This is a genomic window from Streptomyces sp. cg40, from assembly GCF_050320165.1.
Classification (GTDB): Bacteria; Actinomycetota; Actinomycetes; order Streptomycetales; family Streptomycetaceae; genus Streptomyces; species Streptomyces hokutonensis.
The window spans coordinates 9,998,030-10,014,312 of the sequence record NZ_CP190128.1 but is presented as its reverse complement, the minus strand read 5'-3'; the positions used below and the strand labels follow the sequence as shown (position 1 = coordinate 10,014,312).

Below are 16,283 nucleotides of genomic sequence, written 5' to 3'. Positions count from 1 at the left end.
GAATCGATACCGATGGAGATCAAGGGCAAGAAGGCCGTGGTGTTCGGCGGGGCCTCCGGAATGGGCCGGGCCAGCGCCGAGTTGCTCGCGGCGCGCGGTGCCGACGTCGTCGTGCTCGACCGTCCGGCGTCGGCCGGTGCCGAGGTCGCGGCGGCGCTCGGCGGGCGTTTCGAACCGGTCGACGTCACCGACTTCGAGGCGACGGAGAGTGCGCTCGCCGCCGCCGTGGAGGCGTTGGGCGGGCTGCATGTCTCGATCACAACTGCCGGTGGCGGCAAGGCGAAACGAACCCTCGGCAGGAACGGTCCACACGACCTCGACACCTTCCGCCACATCCTCGACCTCAACACCGTCGCGACCTTCAACATCAGCCGGCTCGCCGCCGCGCACATGAGCCGCAACGAGCCCGAGGACCCGGACGGCGAACGCGGTGTCATCGTCAACACGTCGTCGATCGCGGCCTTCGAGGGGCAGATCGGCCAAGTCGCGTACGGGGCGGCCAAAGCCGCGATCGCCGGCATGTGTCTCACCATGGCGCGTGATCTCGGGCCGTTCGGCATCCGGGTGTTGGCCATCGCGCCCAGCCTGTTCGACACGGGCGCCGTCGAGAAGATCCCGGACGAGGTGCGCGCCGAGTTGGTCAAGGACGCGGCGTTCCCCAAGCGCCTCGGCCGGCCGGAGGAGTACGCGAAGCTCGCGCTCGCCGTCGTCGACAACCCGATGCTGAACGGCCAGTGCCTGCGGCTCGACGCGGGGCAGCGGTTCGGTCCCAAGTGAGCGGTGTCAGGGGCCGGTTGGAGCCAGGACGACGAGGGGAGCATCCGTAATGCCGGATCACGACGAGCACCAGGGCAAGGTCGCGTTCATCACCGGGGGCGGGCGCGGGTTCGGCAAGGCGTTCGGCGCCGCGCTGGCGGCGCGGGGCGCGCATGTCGTGCTCGCGGACATCGACGGGGACGCGGCGAAGGCCGCCGCGGCCGAACTCACCGCCGCCGGAGGCAGTTTGACGGGCGTGGCCTGTGACGTGGCCGACGAGGCCGCCGTCGAAACGGTGATGGACGAGGTCGTCGCACGCCACGGCGGTCTCGACATCCTGGTCAACAACGCGGGCCTGCACGCCGCCTACAACCGGCCGTTCACGGAACTCGGCCTCGCCAAGGTGCGGCGCGTGCTCGACGTGAACGTCATGGGCGTCGTCATCTGCTCCCTCGCGGCCCAACGGGCCATGCGGGGACGCGCGGGTGCCGCCATCGTCAACATCTCCTCGTCGGCGGCCTACGCCAACCGGAGCATCTACGGCGTCTCCAAGCTCGCCGTGCGCGGTCTGACGGTGTCCTTCGCGCGGGAGTTCGCCGCCGACGGCATCCGGGTCAACGCGATCGCGCCGGGCCTGATCTTCACGGACACCGTGCGTGCCCAACTGCCCGAGGCCGAGGCGAAGCGGGTGTTGGGCGAGCAGATCCTCCAACGGGAGGGCGAGGAACGGGACATCGTCGAGGCGCTGCTGTATCTGGTCTCGTCGAAGGCGTCGTTCGTCACGGGTGAGACGCTGCGGGTGACGGGCGGGTTCGCGCTCTCCGTCTAGCGTTTCGAGTCGGAGTGTCCGGCTTCCCGAGTCACAGCGGGTGGGACTTGCGGCCCGGCGGCAGCGGCTCGGTGCCGTCCGGGCGGGTGCGCATGCCGTCCAGCAGCATCCGCAGATAGCGGCGCCACAGGTCGGGTTCTCCGGTCTGGTCGGTGACCGCTGCCACCATCAGCTGGATCATCGGGAGATCCAGGGGCTCCACATCCGGCCGCGGCGCCCTCTGCTCCTCGGCGCGGTCGATGAGTGGATCGACCAGAGGCTTGATCGGCCGGTCGACGAGGGCGCGCCGCCGGGCGGCCTTGCCGGTGCCCAGCATGACCTCGCGCAGCCCGCGATCGTGCGCCTGGAGTTCGCAGACCTTCTCCGGGCCGGCCGCCGGCCCGTGCCATGGATCGGGATCGGCGACGCTTCCCGCGCGCACTCCTCGACCCGGTCGATCATGTCCTCGAAGACCGCGTCGACCAGCTCTTCCTTGTTGGCGAAGTGCCGGTAGACGGTCCCCACGCCGAGCCCCGCGTGACGGGCGACGTCGTCGAGGGTCGCTGCCATTCCCCTGTCCCGGAACACCTCGCGGGCGGCGGCCATCAGCCGGCGTCGGCTCAGCTCGGCGTCGCGCCGCAGCGGCGCCCTGCCGGGTTCAGCGGGCTCCGCCTTACCACTCGTACCGCCTCCCGGGTGATGTCGTGCCGCGATGACCGGCGCGACCAACGGGGAGAAGTCCTTCGACGTCGGCGACAACCTCGACCAGAGCGGTGAAGTGCAGGGCGTGGTCGACGAGTTCGGCCCGGCCGACCTGTCCTTCACCGGCGACACCTCGGCCGCCCTGCCCTGGTCCACGCAGGGGACGACGGGGCACATCGTCGACTTCCTGGGGCAGCATCTCAAGTAGGCGCGGATCAGCCCGCGTTGCCGATGACACCAGGGGGCGTACCGTGTCCAACTCCGTATTCCTGTCGCCGAACAGGCGGCGTGAGGGGAAGCTCGTCGTCGGAGTCGTCGTAGGCGTCCTCGTCATCGGCGGCCTCGGAACCGCCTGCAATCCCGACACCGGGCAAGGGGGCACGACCGCGGGCGCGAGCGGCAACGCCAAGACCGGTGGCGGGACCAGGACCGTTCCCGCCTTCGTGGGCATGGGGCTCCAGTCAGCCCAGGACACCGCCCAGAAACAGGGCTTCTACAGCCTCACCTCCCACGACTCGCTCGGCCGCGACCGCCACCAGATCCTCGACCGGGACTGGAAGGTCTGCTCGCAGAACGTGAAGGCCGGTACGCGTACCGCCACCACCACCCGGCTCGACTTCGGCGCGGTGAAGCTCGCCGAGACCTGCCCGTCGAAGGACCAGTCCCCACCCGCACGGGCCGGCTCGACAATGCCGGACTTCAAGGGAAAGTCGGTGAACACCGCCCGCGCCGCACTCGCGTCCGGGACGTCGGTCACGGTCAAGGACGCGTCCGGCAAAGGGCGTTTCATCCTGCTGCCCTCGAACTGGCAGGTCTGCTCGCAGAAACCGTCGGCCGGGACGAAACTGACCGGGCAGCCCGTGGAGTTCAAGGCGGTGAAGTTCGGGGAGTCCTGTCCGTAGCGGTGGCATGTCATGGGACGGCCGGTCAAGTCACCGTCCGTTCCCCGCACTTGGACGTACGCCGTAGTCCGCGAGCCCCTTCCCGAGGAGGGCGAAGGCGCGGGTGCCCTGTGCCCGGACATCGTCGGCGAGTCGATCCGGCGCCTCGTCAGCGAGAACGCGTCGGCGTACGAGGTCGATGAGCGCCCGGTGGACACCCATCAGGGCGTTGGCCGCCACGTACGCGGTCACCTCGTCGGTCTCGGCCGACTCCGCCGCGAGGAGGGCGGCCAGTGCCGTCGTCGCATCGGTGATCGCCTGCTGTTCGCGAGCTCGTAGCGTGGGGCTGTCGGCGATCATTCGGTGCACGGTCCGCAGTCGTACGAGGGCCTCGTCGTCGCCGGCCGCGACCTGGGCGAGGAGCCCGGCCGTCCCGGTCAGGAAGGTCCGTACGGCGTCCAGGACCGAGGCGCCCGGCGGCCGGGAGTCGGCTGCCGCGAGGAGCCGTTCGCCGAAGTCGTCGAGCCGCGAGTAGAGGAGGTCTTCCTTCCGCGGGAAGTAGTTGAAGACGGTGGCCTCCGAGACGCGTGCCTCACGGGCGATCTCGGCGACCCGCACGGCGTCGAACCCCCGGTCGGTGAAGAGCCGCCAGGCGATGTCAGCGATCAGTGTCCGCGTCTGCTCCTTCTTCAGCTCGCGCAGTCCCATCGTCGCCTCCGTCCGGAAAATACTCTAGGGTGACCCTATATTTTGGGTCACCCTAGATAGTACTTCACTGCCGTCTCCGAGGAGGTCCCGATGAGTACCCCGTACCTGCCCCCGCCCTGGGGAGCCCGGGTCATCGGCAACCGGATGGCCAAGCTCTTCGCCCGGTCGGTGCTGAGCACGCTGAGTGTCCGGGGCCGTGTCTCGGGCCGCTGGCGGAGTGTGCCGGTGGCCGTCCTCGACCACGACGGGGAGCGCTATCTGATAGCACCCCGCGGCAACACCGAGTGGTCGCGCAATCTGCGGGCCGCGAAGAGCGGACGGCTCCAACGCAAGGGCCGTGGCGAGGAGTTCGAGGCGGTCGAGGTCCCGGTGACGGAGCGCACGCCGCTGATCCAGGTCTATCTGGAACGGTTCGGCCGCTTCCCCACCGTGGCCGAGACGTTCCGGCAGCTCCCCGACCCCGCCGACCATCCCACGTTCCTCATCGTCGGCTCCCGGGGGCTCGGCTGACGGCCGGCTATGTGCTCGCGAGCGCGGCGGGTTCCGCTGCCTTCGCCTTCGCTTCCTCCTCCTCGGATTTCACGGCGCGCAGCAGCACGATCGGTGTGGCGATCTTCCAGATGAAATACACCAGCGTGGGCAGCATGTTCGCGAGGATTCCGTTCCAGGCGAACGGGCCGGTCTTGGTGAGGAAGACGAAGGCGCCCGGAATGAGCAGCACGCCGAGCACCAGGTTGAGATAGCCGAACCAACGCGGGAAAACCGGTTTGGCGCGGTCATCGACGAGTGCCGCGTAGCCGATCGACCAGACCTGGAGGACGAATATGCAGGCGTTGCCGACCAGCATGAGCCAGTAGATGTCCGACATCGCGTAGAGCACGTCGGGCGAGTGGCTTTCCGGTCGGTAGGCAGCGGCGGCGAGTATCGCGATCGGGAAGAAGAAGCCGATCGGCGCGACGACGCCGGTGGTGAGCTGGACCATGGACAGCAGGCCCCAGCCGCCTTCGATACGGCGCATCTGCATGCTGGTCAGGACGACGAACGGGTACTCGAACGGCACGACAAGGACCATGATCGCGGCGCAGGCGAGGATGCCCGTCTGATGGTCGGTGAGGAATTCGACGACGCCCTGCGCATTCTTCGTCGGGTCCATCGGCGTGATGAGATGGCCGACGGAGAAAGCCACGGCGAATCCCAGCAGCAGTACAAATCCGCACCATGCGGAGATGCGTTCCAATCTGAAATGCAGGTCCTGGCGCATCAACGGATCTCCTTTGATCTCGCGGCTCTTTGTGCTCTTCGCTCTCTCACCAGCCGACGAGCCTGTCCAGCAGAAGTCCCGCGCTGGACAGATAGTCGCCGTATCCACCGCGGAAGAAGAGCAGTGGGGTCTTCATCGACTCGACGCGGAGCGTGCGGACCCGTCCGACGACGAGTTGGTGGTCGCCGAGTTCGACGATCTTCTCGACCGTGCAGTCGACCCATGCGACGATTCCGGCGAGGACGGGATTGCCGAGCGGGGATTCCTCCCACTCGGTCCCCTCGAAACGGTTCGGGCCGCCGGCCATCCGCCGGGACAGGCGTTCCTGGTTGCCCGCGAGGGCGTTGGCGCAGAACCGCCCGGCCGTCCGGATCGTCCGCAGGGTGTTGGAGGAACCGTCCACCAGGAAGGACACCAGGGGCGGTTCCAGGGACACGGACATGAAGGTTCCGACGATCATTCCCTGGGGTTGCCGGTCGCTGTCCGTCGTGGTGATCGCGACCACGCTGGTGGGGAAGTGCCCCAGCACCTCACGGAAATAGCGCGCCTCGACCGCGTCAGCCACGGCCCCTCCTTGCTCGCCCACTCTCTTGACGTCCCGTCAGATCAGGACGCGCATCGGCTCGGGCAGCTCAAGTCCCATCTGGGCGAGGGCATTTGCGTGATAGGCCGCCCCCGGGACGTGGATCATGTGCTGGAGCCCGACGTGCGCGTCCCGCCAGAACCGCTGGAGCGGGTTGCCGCGCCGGATCGCGTTTCCGCCGGACCGTACGAAGATCTCGTCCAGGGCGGCGACGGCCCGCCACGCGCAACGCACCTGGTTGCGGCGGACATTGGACCGGTCCTCGACGCTGATGGGCTTCCCTGCCTCGACCTGGTCGTACAACCGGCTGATGCCGTCGATCAACTGGACCCGGGAGGCGGCGATCTCCGCCGCGGCCTCTCCTGCGGCGTACAGCACGTAGGGATCGTCGCGTACCTGTACCCCGGTCACGGCGACCCGGTCCTTCTGCTGGGCCAGATGCAGCGCGAGGGCGCCCTCGCAGATGCCGACGACGGCGGCGGTGATCCCGAGGGGGAACATGGAGCTGAAGGGCAGCTTGTAGAGGGTGTCGGTGAGTCCGACCGCCTCGGCGGCACTGCCCTCCTGGACCACTTCCTGCCGGATGGTGCGGTACGTGGGGATGAACGCCTTGTCGACGACGACGTCCTTGCTGCCGGTGCCCGCCAGGCCGATGACGTCCCAGGTGCCGTCGATGATCTCGTAGTCCGAGCGCGGCAGGACGACATGGAGCACGGAGATCGGCCCCGCCGGCTTCCCCTTGCCGTCGCCGACGAGCGCGCCGAGGAAGTCCCAGCTGCAGTGGTCGCTCCCTGAGGAGAAGGGCCAGCGGCCGCTGAGCACATAGCCGCCGTCGACGGGTTCCGCGATGCCGTTGGGCATGTACGGCGAGGCGATCCACGTGTCCGGGTCGTCGTCCCACACCTCGTGGGCGAGCCGGGGGTCCAACTGGGCCAGTTCCCAAGGGTGTACGCCGACGACACCGGACACCCAGCCCGCCGCCCCGTCGTACCGCGCGACCGCCATCACCGCTTCGGCGAAGTCGCGGGGGTGGGCACTGTAGCCGCCGAACTCCTTGGGTTGCAGGAGCCGTATCACCCCTGCGGAGCAAAGGAGTTCGACGGTGCGGTCGCTCAACTTGCCCAGTTTCTCGTTCTGTTCGGCGAGTGCGGCCAGTTCGGGCCCGAGTTCCTCGACACGGTTGACCACTTCGTGCGTCACGCCGCACACCTCCTGCTGGCTGATTCCTCGCAAGTGCCGCACACACGCGGCGGGATGATCCCAGTGTCATTTCCGGTACCGAGCGCCCGCTGGCCGGTTTCCGCTGACCGGGACTGTGGATCAGCGAGTGATGCGAGGCCGCAGCGCGGTGGTGGAACGTCCCTTGAGAGCGGACAGCCAGACACCGGCCCCGTAGGCGAGGTCGTCGAGGCGGCGGGCGACGCCGTAGCGGACCGGGTCCAGATTGGACCGGTCCCGTCGGTACTCCAGGGCGATGTCGGCCAGCGCGGCCACCGCAGTCGCCCGGCGCACCCTGCGGGAGACGACACAGCCGACGACCGTGAGCGGCCACCAGTGCCGGTTCAGGAGCGCCGAGGTCTGGGCGAGGGCGGCCAGCGCGCCATTGGCCGTGAGTCGCGCGGCGAGCCGGTGGCGGTCCCGGGTGTCGCCGAGTCTGCGGCCGATCCGGTAGGTGACGCCGGCGAGGACCGCCCCGGCGACCGGCGCCGACCAGCGCCGCTGGGCGAGCAATGCGGTCACGAGTGCCGCGCTCCACGGGGCGTACACGGCGGGGGCGATGAACCGTGGGTGGCGCTCGGCCAGGGGGTGAGCCCCGGTGCCGTAGACGGCCTTGCGCAGCAGCCAGTCGGCGGTGCGAGTCCGGTGTTCGTGAGCCGCCTCGGCGGCCGGTTCGTAGCGCACCCGTCGGCCCCGCTCGATCAGCCGCCAGCACAGGTCGACGTCCTCGCCGACCCTCATCTCCTCGTCGAACCCCTCCACGAGGGCATCGGTTCGCGCCACGACACAGGCAGTCGAGGCCCAGGAGACCGGGCTGCCGGGTCGTACGCCGGCCGGGTGGGCACCCAGGTCGAGCGAGGAGCGGGCGTTCTCGTAGCGTTCGATCCAGGTGGGGGCGGCCGAGGGCAATCCGGTGATGCGGGGTACGGCCATGGCGACGGCGGGGTCGGCGAAGTGCCGGAGCAGGGTGGGCACGGTGTCGGGGGCCAGCACGATGTCGGAGTCGACGAACACCACGAACGGGGTGGTGACGAGCCGTAGTCCGGCGTTGCGGGCGCCGGCCGGGCCGACGTTCGTGGTCAAGGGGATCAGCTTGGCGCCGTGTTCGGCGGCTACGGCCGCGACGGCCCTCGGGTTCCGTGACGCGTCGTCGACCACGATCACGGGATGGCCGCCACCAACACTGCTGAGCAGCCTGGCGAGTTGACGCGGTCGGTCACGCACCGGCACGACCACGGTGTACCGGGGGTCGGCGGGCGGGGGCAGGGCACCGACGACCGGGTTGGCCATGCCCAGGTCGAGCAGCCGGTCCGCGAGCAGCGCTCCCGCCGCGTCCCGCACGTACAACGTCCGCCCGGAGAGAAGCCGTTGGGCCCGTGCGGTCAACCGGATCAGCCGGGTCGGGAAGCCGCCGACGAGGGCCCGGCCACCGTCCACGATCCGGGTGTGCCGGTCCAGTTCGACCAGAAAGCCGACGGGCAGGGTCATGGCCGTACGGCCTGATGAGCGGGCTCGGTCAAGCGGCCCCGGTCGTCCACACTCCAGGCGGTGATCCGGCGTACCGCCGTCGACACCATCGCGTCCATCGTCGTACGGCCCTCCCCCGCCGAGGCGCCGGTCGGGTCGCCGAGGACGCCGGACGGGGAGACGGCGCGGACGCCATGAGCCATCAGCTCCGGGAGGAGGACGGACAGCGGCCGGGTGTCGCCGGTGACCGCGGCCTCCAACTGCACGCGCCCGGGGGCGAGATGGAGCATCACCGAGGTCTCCGTACGGCCGGCGTGCGCGTCGCTTCCGGGTACCGAGCAACCGGTCCAAGCCACGTCGTGACCCTCGGCGCGCAGCAGGCGTACTACGGCTTCGAGGGTGGCGGTGTTGCCGCCGTGGCCGTTGACCAGGACGGTCCGTGCGGCCCACAGGGACAGTGAGCGCACCAACTCCACGAGTACCGCGCGCAGTGCTTCGTGGCCGATCGAGACGGTGCCGGGGAAGTCCGCGTGCTCGCCGCTCGCGCCGTAGGGCAGGGTCGGCGCAACCAGCTTGCCGGGGAGGGCAGTTGCGGCTCGCCGGGCGACAGCGTGGGCGATGACGCTGTCGGTGTCGAGCGGTAGATGCGGGCCGTGTTGTTCGGTAGAGCCGATCGGCAGCAGGACGAGCGCGTCGGACGGCACGTCCGGCCAGGCGGCGCGGGCCAGTTCGGTCACCGTGTCGCCCGGGCGGCCGAAGTGTCATGGCCGGAGAGGGCGCCCAGTTCCAGGCGGAAGCCTGGAGGTATCACCAGGTCGTCGGGGGTCAACTCGTGGACGGAGGAGTGTCCGAGGCCCAGTACCGCCGAGTCGAGTCCGCCGCGCAGGATGTCGAGGACGTTCTCCACTCCGGCCTGTCCGTTGGCCGCCAGGCCCCACAGATAGGCGCGGCCGATCAGGACGGCGCGGGCGCCGAGGGCCAGGGCCTTGGCGACATCGCCGCCCCTGCGGACACCGCCGTCCAGCAGGACTTCGATCTGGTCGCCGACCGCGTCCGCGATGGCGGGGAGGACCCGGATCGTGGCGGGGGTGGTGTCGAGGTTGTTGCCGCCGTGGTTGGAGACGGAGAGCGCGGAGACTCCGGCGTCGACGGCTCGCTTGGCGTCGTCGACGCGGGTAACTCCCTTGAGCAGGAAGGGCCCGCCCCACTCCGTGCGCAGCCATGCCACGTCCTCCCAGGTCGGGGGTGTGGTCTGCATCCACTCTCCGTAGGCGCCGAAGAAGGTCGGGGCCTCGCCGCCCGGGGGCCGCAAATTGGGGACCGAAAGATCGGGCAGGCGGCGGGACTTGGCGAACCTGAGCAACCAGCCCGGGTGCGGAAGCACATCGGGGGCGAACTTCAGCATGGTCTTCAGGTCGAGCTTGTCCGGGATGGACGGGCTCCCCCAGTCCCGGCCGTGGGAGAAGGACCAGTCGAGGGTGACGATGAGCGCCTTGGCACCGGCTGCCCTGGCCCGGTCCATGCGCTGCACCATCGTCGCGCGGGAGCCGCTCCAGTACAGCTGGTAGAAGAGGTCCGGCTGCGCGGCGGCGACCTCCTCAACCGCCTTGCTGGCAAAGGAACTCAGCCCCATGACGACACCCCGGCTCGCCGCCGCCCGGGCCACGGCGACCTCACCCTCGGGGTCCACCGCCTGCACCCCGGTCGGCGAAATCAGCACCGGGAAGGAGCTGGGCACCCCGAGCACGGTCGTGGACAGATCTCGCTCCGCACGGTGGCCAACCACCCTGGGCGCAAAGCCCAGTTCGGCGAAGGCCGCCGTGTTGTCGTCGATCGTGCGGCCGCGCTCCGAGCCCGCGACGAGCGCGCCGTAGACCGTGCTCGGCAGCCGCTTCTTCGCCCGGCGCTGCGCCTCGGCGACCGTCTCGAACCAGGGGTTCCTGCCCATGACGTGTTCTCTTCTCTTGAGGTCCTAGGTGAGGCGCAGGCCGGCCAAGGGGTCCTCGGCGCAGTCGCTGACCGGGGACCGTTCCAAATTCCGGCGTCGAGTGAGGATCAGGTCGACGGGCCGCCGTCGGGAGTGGTCGCCGGACGGCTTGGGGAGGTCCGCACCGTCCTTGGCGCGCTGGGCGAGTTGCTGTTCGCCGTAGCCCTGCACGCACTCGGGGTCGGGGCCGTCCAGGGGCAGGCCGGTGAAGAACTTGGCTGCCATGCAGCCGCCCTTGCAGGTGTCGTAGAACGCGCAGGACGCGCAGGCCCCGCCGTGCTGCGGGGTGCGCAGCCGCGCGAAGAGTTCGGAGCCGCGCCACACCTCGGTGAAGCCTCCGGGCGCTCGGACGTTGCCCGCGAGGAACTCGTCGTGGATGGCGAACGGGCAGGCGTAGACGTCGCCCACCGGGTCGATCAGGCAGACCACGCGTCCGGCGCCGCACAGGTTGAGGCCGGGCAGCGGCTCGCCGTAGGCGGAGAGATGGAAGAAGGAGTCGCCCGTGAGGACCTTCTCTCCGTGCGCCAACAGCCAGTCGTACAGCTCGCGTTGCTGGGCGGCGGTCGGGTGCAGGTCGTCCCAGACGTCGGCTCCGCGGCCGGAAGGGCGCAAGCGGGTCAGGCGGAGTTGGGCGCCGTAGTGGTCGGCGAGGGCCTTGAACTCGTCGAGTTGGGGGATGTTGTGGCGGGTGCAGACGACGGAGAGCTTGAAGTTGCGCATGCCGGCGGCGGAGAGGTGCTCCATGGCCTTGATCGCCGTGGCGTACGAACCCGGGCCGCGTACCGCGTCGTTGACGTCCGCGGTCGCGCCGTCGAGGGAGATCTGTACGTCGACGTAGTCGTTGGCGGCGAGCCTGCGGGCGGCTTCGGGGGTGATGCGGACGCCGTTGGTGGAGAACTTCACGCCGACGTGGTGGGCGGTGGCGTAGTCGAGGAGTTCCCAGAAGTCGGCGCGGACGGTGGGCTCTCCGCCGCCGATGTTGACGTAGAAGACCTGCATGGCCTCCAACTCGTCGATGACCGCCTTGGCTTCGGCGGTGGACAGCTCGCGCGGATCTCGGCGGCCGGAGCTGGAGAGGCAGTGCGTGCAGGCCAGGTTGCAGGTGTAGGTCAGTTCCCAGGTGAGGCAGATCGGTGCGTCGAGTCCGGATTCGAAGAGGTCGACCAGCCGTGGTCCGGCGGCGGTGACGGTCATGGGGTCCTTTCGACGAGCATCGAGGACTCGGCGAGGGCTGCCAACGCCCTGTCGTAGCGCGGCAGTTCGGCCTCCGGCACACCGGCCGCGAGGCAGGCGGCGCGGGCCGTGGGGGCGTCGGCGAGGGACTCGACGACGGCCAGGAGTCTGCGGTCCTTGAGGAACGTCAGCCTGCGGGTCCCGAAGTGGTAGAGCAGCGCACCGAACGGTTCCGGGCGTACCGACACTTGGGGATGCAGGCCGAGGGCGCGGTCGAGGGTCGGCGCGGTCATGCGGGCGGCTTAGTAGACACCGCACATGCCGTCGATGGAGATCTCCTCGATGAGGTCGTCGGCCTCGATCAACTGCTGTTCCGTGACGGGTTCTTCGGCCCTGCTCTCGCTGGCCGGGACGGTCGGTACGGCGTGGAGCTCGTTCATGCGAATCTCCCTGGGCATCCGGCGGGGCATACGGCTCGGCATACGGGCGGCTGCGCGGTCGACAGTAATGGCACCCGGTGCCGAAAGTGAAGAGGAAGCCACCATGATTCTTTCGACCGGTCGGTCTACACCGGCACCGAGGCCCGGTTGAGCCGCCCGGACGTCGTCGTCGTAGGGGCGGGCGGCAGCGGAGCTCCACTCGCCGCACGGCTCAGCGAGGACTCCGACCGCAGTGTGCTGGTGCTGGAGGCAGGTCCCGTGCCGCGCCAACGCCCAGGCTTCGCACATGAGTTGCTCGACGCGCGACTCGTCCCGGGCGCGCAGCCCGGACATCCCGCCGTCCAGCCGTACGCCGTCCACCTCACACCGCGGCGGCCCTACACAGTCGTACGGGGGCGTGTTCTCGGCGGGTCGACCACCGTCAACGGCGGGTACTTCGTGCGGGCCCGGCGCGAGGACTTCGAGCGATGGTCGGCGGCGGGAGGCGCTGCCTGGTCGTACGAGCGGGTGCTGCCGCTGCTGCGCTCCCTGGAGACCGATCTCGACCACGGCGCGGACGAGTCGCACGGCGCCGAGGGTCCGGTACGGATCCGGCGTACGGACCTGGGCCACCCCGCTACCCTCGCATTCCGTTCCGCCGCACGGGAGTTGGGCTATCCCGAGGAGCCCGACAAGAACGCTCAGGACATACCCGGGTTCGGGCCGGTGCCGTCCAACGCCGTGGACGGGATACGGGTCAACACCGGTGCCAGTTATCTGCCGGGCGCCCTCGAACGCCCCAACCTGACGGTAGTGGGCGGCAGTTCGGTGATCCAAGTGGTCGTTGAACGGGGCCGGGCGACTGGTGTCGTAGTCGAGTGCGACGGGCGTCGTACGACGGTGGAGTGCGGTGAAGTCGTGCTGTGCGCGGGGGCTTTCGGCTCCGCGCGGCTTCTGCATCTATCGGGCGTCGGTCCGGAGGAAGAGTTGGCGCGCCTCGGGATTCCTGTGACCGTCAACTCGCCTGCTGTAGGAGCCCGGTTCGGCGACCATCCGCAACTGGTGCTGGAGTGGCTGCCCAGGACGCCACTGCCCGCGCCCGTCGGCTCCTGGCTGGGCGGGTGCCTCCACCTGTCCGCGTCGGACGGCGACCATCCGGGCGGTGACCTGGAAATCCTCCAGTCCCTCGTGCCGATGGCGGGCCTGACCGGTGGTTCCGTGACCGTCCCCGGCGCGCCCCTCGCGTTCCTGGCGTCCGTCCAGACGCCCCGGCTCGCCGGCCGACTGCGCACGCTGTCCGCCGACGCGGCCACTCCCCCACATATCGACTACGGCTATCTGGAGACCGGCGAGGACCGGCGGCGGCTGCGTGAAGTGACCCGTGTCACGGCCGCGTTGGTCACCACCGAGGCGTTCGCGGAGGTGTCGCGCGGGCTCATGGAGCCGGGGCCGGAGGTGCTGGCGGACGACGAGCTGCTCGACCGGTGGATCGAGGCGCGGCTCGGTACCTCGCAGCACACCTGCGGCACGGTTCCCATGGGCCCGACCGGCGATCCCGGGGCGGCCGTAGACCACTACGGCCGGGTGCACGGTGTCGTGGGCCTGCGCGTCGCGGACACATCGATTTTGCCGACTCCACCCCTGCGCGGTCCGGCGGCCACCGCCGTCCTCATCGGCGAACTCGTCGCCGACGCCATGCGGCGCGACCTGCCGTGAGACGGGTCAGGCCAGGACCGGAGCCGTACCCTCGAAGCCGGCCGCGAGTTGCCGCAGGCCCTGGTCCAACAGGTTGGCCAGGCTTGCCTGTTCGTCGGTGAGCCAGTGTTCGTAGGCGGCGATGCAGGCGGCGAGGACGGTGTGGCCGATCAGCCGGGGCAGCAGGTCCGAGGGTGCGCGGCCGGTGCGTCGGGCGGCGAACTCCGTGACGAGTGTCCGCCACGACGCGTACCGCACGGTCGAGTCGGCCTGGAGCGTCGGCACCCGCAGGATGAGCGCCATGCGCTGCCGGTGCCAGGGCACGACCGCCGGGTCGAAGCGGTTGAACTCCACGACCGCGCCGCGCAGCGCGTCCATCAGCGGGGCGGCCGGGTCAGTGGCCGCCAACAGGGCGTCGAGCTTGACCAGTTCGGCCGCGAAGTCGCCCCACACCAGGTCGTTCTTGGAGGCGAAGTAGCGGAAGAAGGTGCGGCGGCCGATGCCTGCGGCGGCGGCGATGTCCTCGACGGTCGTACGGTCGAAGCCGCGCCGCGCGAACAGTTCGAAGCCCACCCGTTCGAGGACGGCCCGCGAGGTCGCGGGCGGCCGGCCCGTCCTGGTCGGTCGTTGTCCGCTGTCGTCGTTCGCACCATCCACAGCGCACATCATGCACAGGTGCGGGGGTCTGCGTGTTCTTGGACCACCCGTCTCACCATGCCCTCCACCGTACGAAAGCGGCTCTTGCGGAGGTCCAGGACGGGCTTCGTGACCGAAAGGCCTTGGGACGCCAGCAGGTTCATCAGCGCCCAGATGAGTTCGGGGCGTCCTGCCACGGGGAGTTCCCGGCCGTCCGGGGCGATGACCCTGGCCGTGGTGACACCCGCGAGAAGGCTGGTGCGGGCCCAGTCGACCACGTACGAGCGGCCGTTCGGGCTGACGAGAAGGACGACCTCCTTGGTCCGGTGGAGGACCGTCAGATAGTCCATCGGGACCGTCAGCCGCCGGGCGGCGTCGAACGGGGCTGTGCCGTCCGCCGGTTGAATGCGCAGGACCGTGTCGAGGACCGGGCCGTGGTCCTGGAAGGTGGTCGTACCGCGCATTTCCAGGAAGCGGGCGCGCACCAACACCCCACCGCGCCGCGACCAACGGCGGCCGACCGTTCCGAACTCGCCTTTTTCACCCGGGAGTTGGTCGGCCAGCCAGCGCGCTTCCTCGCCCGGTTCGCTCACCGGCGCCTGGTCCTCGGGGCGGTCACGGTACCGGTCGGCAAGAGCGGCGTAGCGCGCAGCCGTGTACGGGTCGAGCGTCCGTAGGTCGATCGTGTCGCCGGTCATGACGACGCCTCCGGCCTCCCGTGAGATCCGCATCTGCTGGAGTTGGCGGCCCGGGCGCCTGGTCAACTCGGTTGCACGGCCTTCGAGATCGATCAGCCGGGCGGTTCTCGTACCCGAGAGCAGGGCGCTGCGCGGCCAGTCGGGCGTGACCGCTCGCCGTGCCCCCGGAGCGGCCGGTTCGACGAGGACGACCAGACGGCCCGCGGTGATCGCCGAGAGGCACATGGACGGCACCCGCCACTCGCCAGTGACCTCGAAGTCTCCAGTTCCGCCGGTTCCGCCGGTGTCTTCGGTGTCGTACACCCGCAGTCTCAGTCCGATCAGCGGTGTGAACTCGTCGGGGGTGTAGTTGCCCACGTGGGTGGTGAACGTCGACTCGCCGTCCGGGTTGTACCGGTCCAAGGATGCCCCCAGTACGTCCGCCCGCATCAACCTCGCCTGCGGCGAGCCCTGTTGGGACCGGGGCGCGAACAGCACGAAGGTGTCGTCCCGGTACGGGAAGCCCCCGGCCTTCATTCGGTCCCTTCGCGTGATCCCTGGAAACTCCTTCCGCGTCGAGCTGATCGCGGAGACGGGAATCGTGAGCGTGATGGCCGCCCCGGCCGCCGCCACGGCGGCCGGCCAGCCCCAGCCGGGGTCCTCGTCCCAGGCGGAGTAACCGATGGCCAGGAAGATCGGGCCCGTACAACAGCAGAGCGCGGCGAACAGCAGATTGCCGATGAACACTCCGGCGCGGCTACGCATGGCCTGTACTCCGTTCCTGTTCTCTGTGGACTCGTTTCACTGAAAATCCGCGGACCGGCTTCGCCGAAGACGCTCACAACTCGACCCGGAACCGTCCGCCGGCCGGGTCGACCGCCGCCTTGCACCGGAGGCCCACGCGCAGGGCGGGGTGGTGCGTGCGTTTCCAGGTCGTCTCGAACGTCCGCAGCCCCGGCCCACTGATCCGCAGCTCGACCAGGACGCCGGACTCCTCGCCGTTCCACTCGAAGTCGGTCAGGTCGAGGATCTCCGCGGTCGCCGGGACCCCTATGGCGTCGAGCCGCCGGTTGTGCTCTCTTTCGAGGTTCGTGTGGAACCAGAGCCCGAGGCCCACGGGAAGGAAGATCACCGTGAACACGACGCCCATGAGCAGGAGTTCGACGCCGCTGAAGACCGCGAAGCCCAGCACGACCGGGCCGCACAGACACAGTGTCGCGGCGCTGAAGTACAGGGTCGCGGCGTCCCACCGGCCCACCCGGTCGACCAGGGACATCCGCACCGGATCGGCGGCGCCCCCGTCGTCGGCCAT

The 16,283-nt window shown here is 69.8% G+C and carries 20 protein-coding genes; 6 read left to right on the top strand and 14 right to left on the bottom strand.

Features of this window, described 5'->3' with window-relative positions; translation table 11 throughout:
- Positions 1-12: 12 nt before the first annotated feature.
- Positions 13-777, top strand: a complete 765-nt coding sequence (locus ACQHII_RS45130; RefSeq protein WP_427924728.1) for an SDR family oxidoreductase — start codon at positions 13-15, stop codon at positions 775-777.
- 49 nt (positions 778-826) lie between these two features.
- Positions 827-1,585 (top strand): SDR family NAD(P)-dependent oxidoreductase, encoded by a 759-nt coding sequence (locus ACQHII_RS45125; RefSeq protein ID WP_427924727.1) that lies wholly within the window; start codon positions 827-829, stop codon positions 1,583-1,585.
- A gap of 31 nt (positions 1,586-1,616) precedes the next feature.
- Here ACQHII_RS45125 and ACQHII_RS45120 read toward each other — a convergent pair whose 3' ends face one another.
- Entirely contained in the window at positions 1,617-2,006 is a 390-nt protein-coding gene (locus ACQHII_RS45120; RefSeq protein ID WP_427925571.1) for a hypothetical protein, read from the bottom strand.
- Positions 2,007-2,276: 270 nt separating this feature from the next.
- Here ACQHII_RS45120 and ACQHII_RS45115 point away from each other — a divergent pair, with 270 nt between their 5' ends.
- Entirely contained in the window at positions 2,277-2,474 is a 198-nt protein-coding gene (locus ACQHII_RS45115) for a hypothetical protein (RefSeq protein WP_427924726.1), read from the top strand.
- A gap of 43 nt (positions 2,475-2,517) precedes the next feature.
- Positions 2,518-3,168 (top strand): PASTA domain-containing protein, encoded by a 651-nt coding sequence (locus tag ACQHII_RS45110; protein WP_427924725.1) that lies wholly within the window; start codon positions 2,518-2,520, stop codon positions 3,166-3,168.
- Positions 3,169-3,198: 30 nt separating this feature from the next.
- Here ACQHII_RS45110 and ACQHII_RS45105 read toward each other — a convergent pair whose 3' ends face one another.
- Complete coding sequence (locus ACQHII_RS45105; RefSeq protein WP_427924724.1) at positions 3,199-3,855, bottom strand: TetR family transcriptional regulator; 657 nt, start codon at positions 3,853-3,855, stop codon at positions 3,199-3,201.
- Positions 3,856-3,945: 90 nt separating this feature from the next.
- Here ACQHII_RS45105 and ACQHII_RS45100 point away from each other — a divergent pair, with 90 nt between their 5' ends.
- Positions 3,946-4,365 carry a nitroreductase/quinone reductase family protein gene (locus ACQHII_RS45100; protein ID WP_427924723.1) on the top strand — a complete coding sequence of 140 codons (420 nt, stop codon included), beginning with the start codon at positions 3,946-3,948 and terminating at the stop codon, positions 4,363-4,365.
- A gap of 7 nt (positions 4,366-4,372) precedes the next feature.
- Here the strand turns inward: ACQHII_RS45100 and ACQHII_RS45095 are convergent, their stop codons facing one another.
- The 9 genes from ACQHII_RS45095 to mftA form a co-directional block, all read right to left on the bottom strand.
- On the bottom strand, positions 4,373-5,116 hold the full coding sequence (locus ACQHII_RS45095) for a hypothetical protein (RefSeq protein ID WP_427924722.1): 744 nt from the start codon (positions 5,114-5,116) through the stop codon (positions 4,373-4,375).
- A gap of 46 nt (positions 5,117-5,162) precedes the next feature.
- Positions 5,163-5,681, bottom strand: coding sequence for a flavin reductase family protein (locus ACQHII_RS45090; RefSeq protein WP_427924721.1), 519 nt, complete (start codon positions 5,679-5,681; stop codon positions 5,163-5,165).
- Positions 5,682-5,717: 36 nt separating this feature from the next.
- Positions 5,718-6,899 carry a hydroxylase gene (locus ACQHII_RS45085; protein WP_427924720.1) on the bottom strand — a complete coding sequence of 394 codons (1,182 nt, stop codon included), beginning with the start codon at positions 6,897-6,899 and terminating at the stop codon, positions 5,718-5,720.
- Between the two features lie 120 nt (positions 6,900-7,019).
- On the bottom strand, positions 7,020-8,405 hold the full coding sequence (gene mftF / locus ACQHII_RS45080; RefSeq protein WP_427924719.1) for a mycofactocin biosynthesis glycosyltransferase MftF: 1,386 nt from the start codon (positions 8,403-8,405) through the stop codon (positions 7,020-7,022).
- Positions 8,402-9,121, bottom strand: coding sequence for a mycofactocin biosynthesis peptidyl-dipeptidase MftE (gene mftE, locus ACQHII_RS45075; protein ID WP_427924718.1), 720 nt, complete (start codon positions 9,119-9,121; stop codon positions 8,402-8,404). The genes mftF and mftE overlap by 4 nt, the downstream gene beginning before the upstream one ends.
- Positions 9,118-10,332, bottom strand: a complete 1,215-nt coding sequence (mftD, locus tag ACQHII_RS45070) for a pre-mycofactocin synthase MftD (RefSeq protein ID WP_427924717.1) — start codon at positions 10,330-10,332, stop codon at positions 9,118-9,120. The genes mftE and mftD overlap by 4 nt, the downstream gene beginning before the upstream one ends.
- Positions 10,333-10,356: 24 nt before the next feature.
- Positions 10,357-11,565, bottom strand: coding sequence for a mycofactocin radical SAM maturase (gene mftC / locus ACQHII_RS45065; protein WP_427924716.1), 1,209 nt, complete (start codon positions 11,563-11,565; stop codon positions 10,357-10,359).
- Positions 11,562-11,837, bottom strand: coding sequence for a mycofactocin biosynthesis chaperone MftB (gene mftB / locus ACQHII_RS45060; RefSeq protein WP_427924715.1), 276 nt, complete (start codon positions 11,835-11,837; stop codon positions 11,562-11,564). Before mftB ends, mftC begins: the two co-directional genes overlap by 4 nt.
- A gap of 9 nt (positions 11,838-11,846) precedes the next feature.
- On the bottom strand, positions 11,847-11,984 hold the full coding sequence (gene mftA / locus ACQHII_RS45055) for a mycofactocin precursor MftA (protein WP_427924714.1): 138 nt from the start codon (positions 11,982-11,984) through the stop codon (positions 11,847-11,849).
- Positions 11,985-12,131: 147 nt separating this feature from the next.
- Here mftA and mftG point away from each other — a divergent pair, with 147 nt between their 5' ends.
- Positions 12,132-13,679 (top strand): mycofactocin dehydrogenase MftG, encoded by a 1,548-nt coding sequence (gene mftG, locus ACQHII_RS45050; RefSeq protein WP_427924713.1) that lies wholly within the window; start codon positions 12,132-12,134, stop codon positions 13,677-13,679.
- Positions 13,680-13,685: 6 nt separating this feature from the next.
- On the opposite strand, the gene mftR is transcribed toward mftG, so the two are convergent.
- The 3 genes from mftR to ACQHII_RS45035 all read right to left on the bottom strand — a co-directional run bounded on the left by mftR (position 13,686) and on the right by ACQHII_RS45035 (position 16,283).
- Positions 13,686-14,315, bottom strand: a complete 630-nt coding sequence (gene mftR, locus ACQHII_RS45045) for a mycofactocin system transcriptional regulator (RefSeq protein WP_427924712.1) — start codon at positions 14,313-14,315, stop codon at positions 13,686-13,688.
- Positions 14,316-14,323: 8 nt separating this feature from the next.
- Entirely contained in the window at positions 14,324-15,736 is a 1,413-nt protein-coding gene (locus ACQHII_RS45040; protein ID WP_427924711.1) for a hypothetical protein, read from the bottom strand.
- Between the two features lie 73 nt (positions 15,737-15,809).
- On the bottom strand, positions 15,810-16,283 hold the full coding sequence (locus tag ACQHII_RS45035) for a hypothetical protein (protein WP_427924710.1): 474 nt from the start codon (positions 16,281-16,283) through the stop codon (positions 15,810-15,812).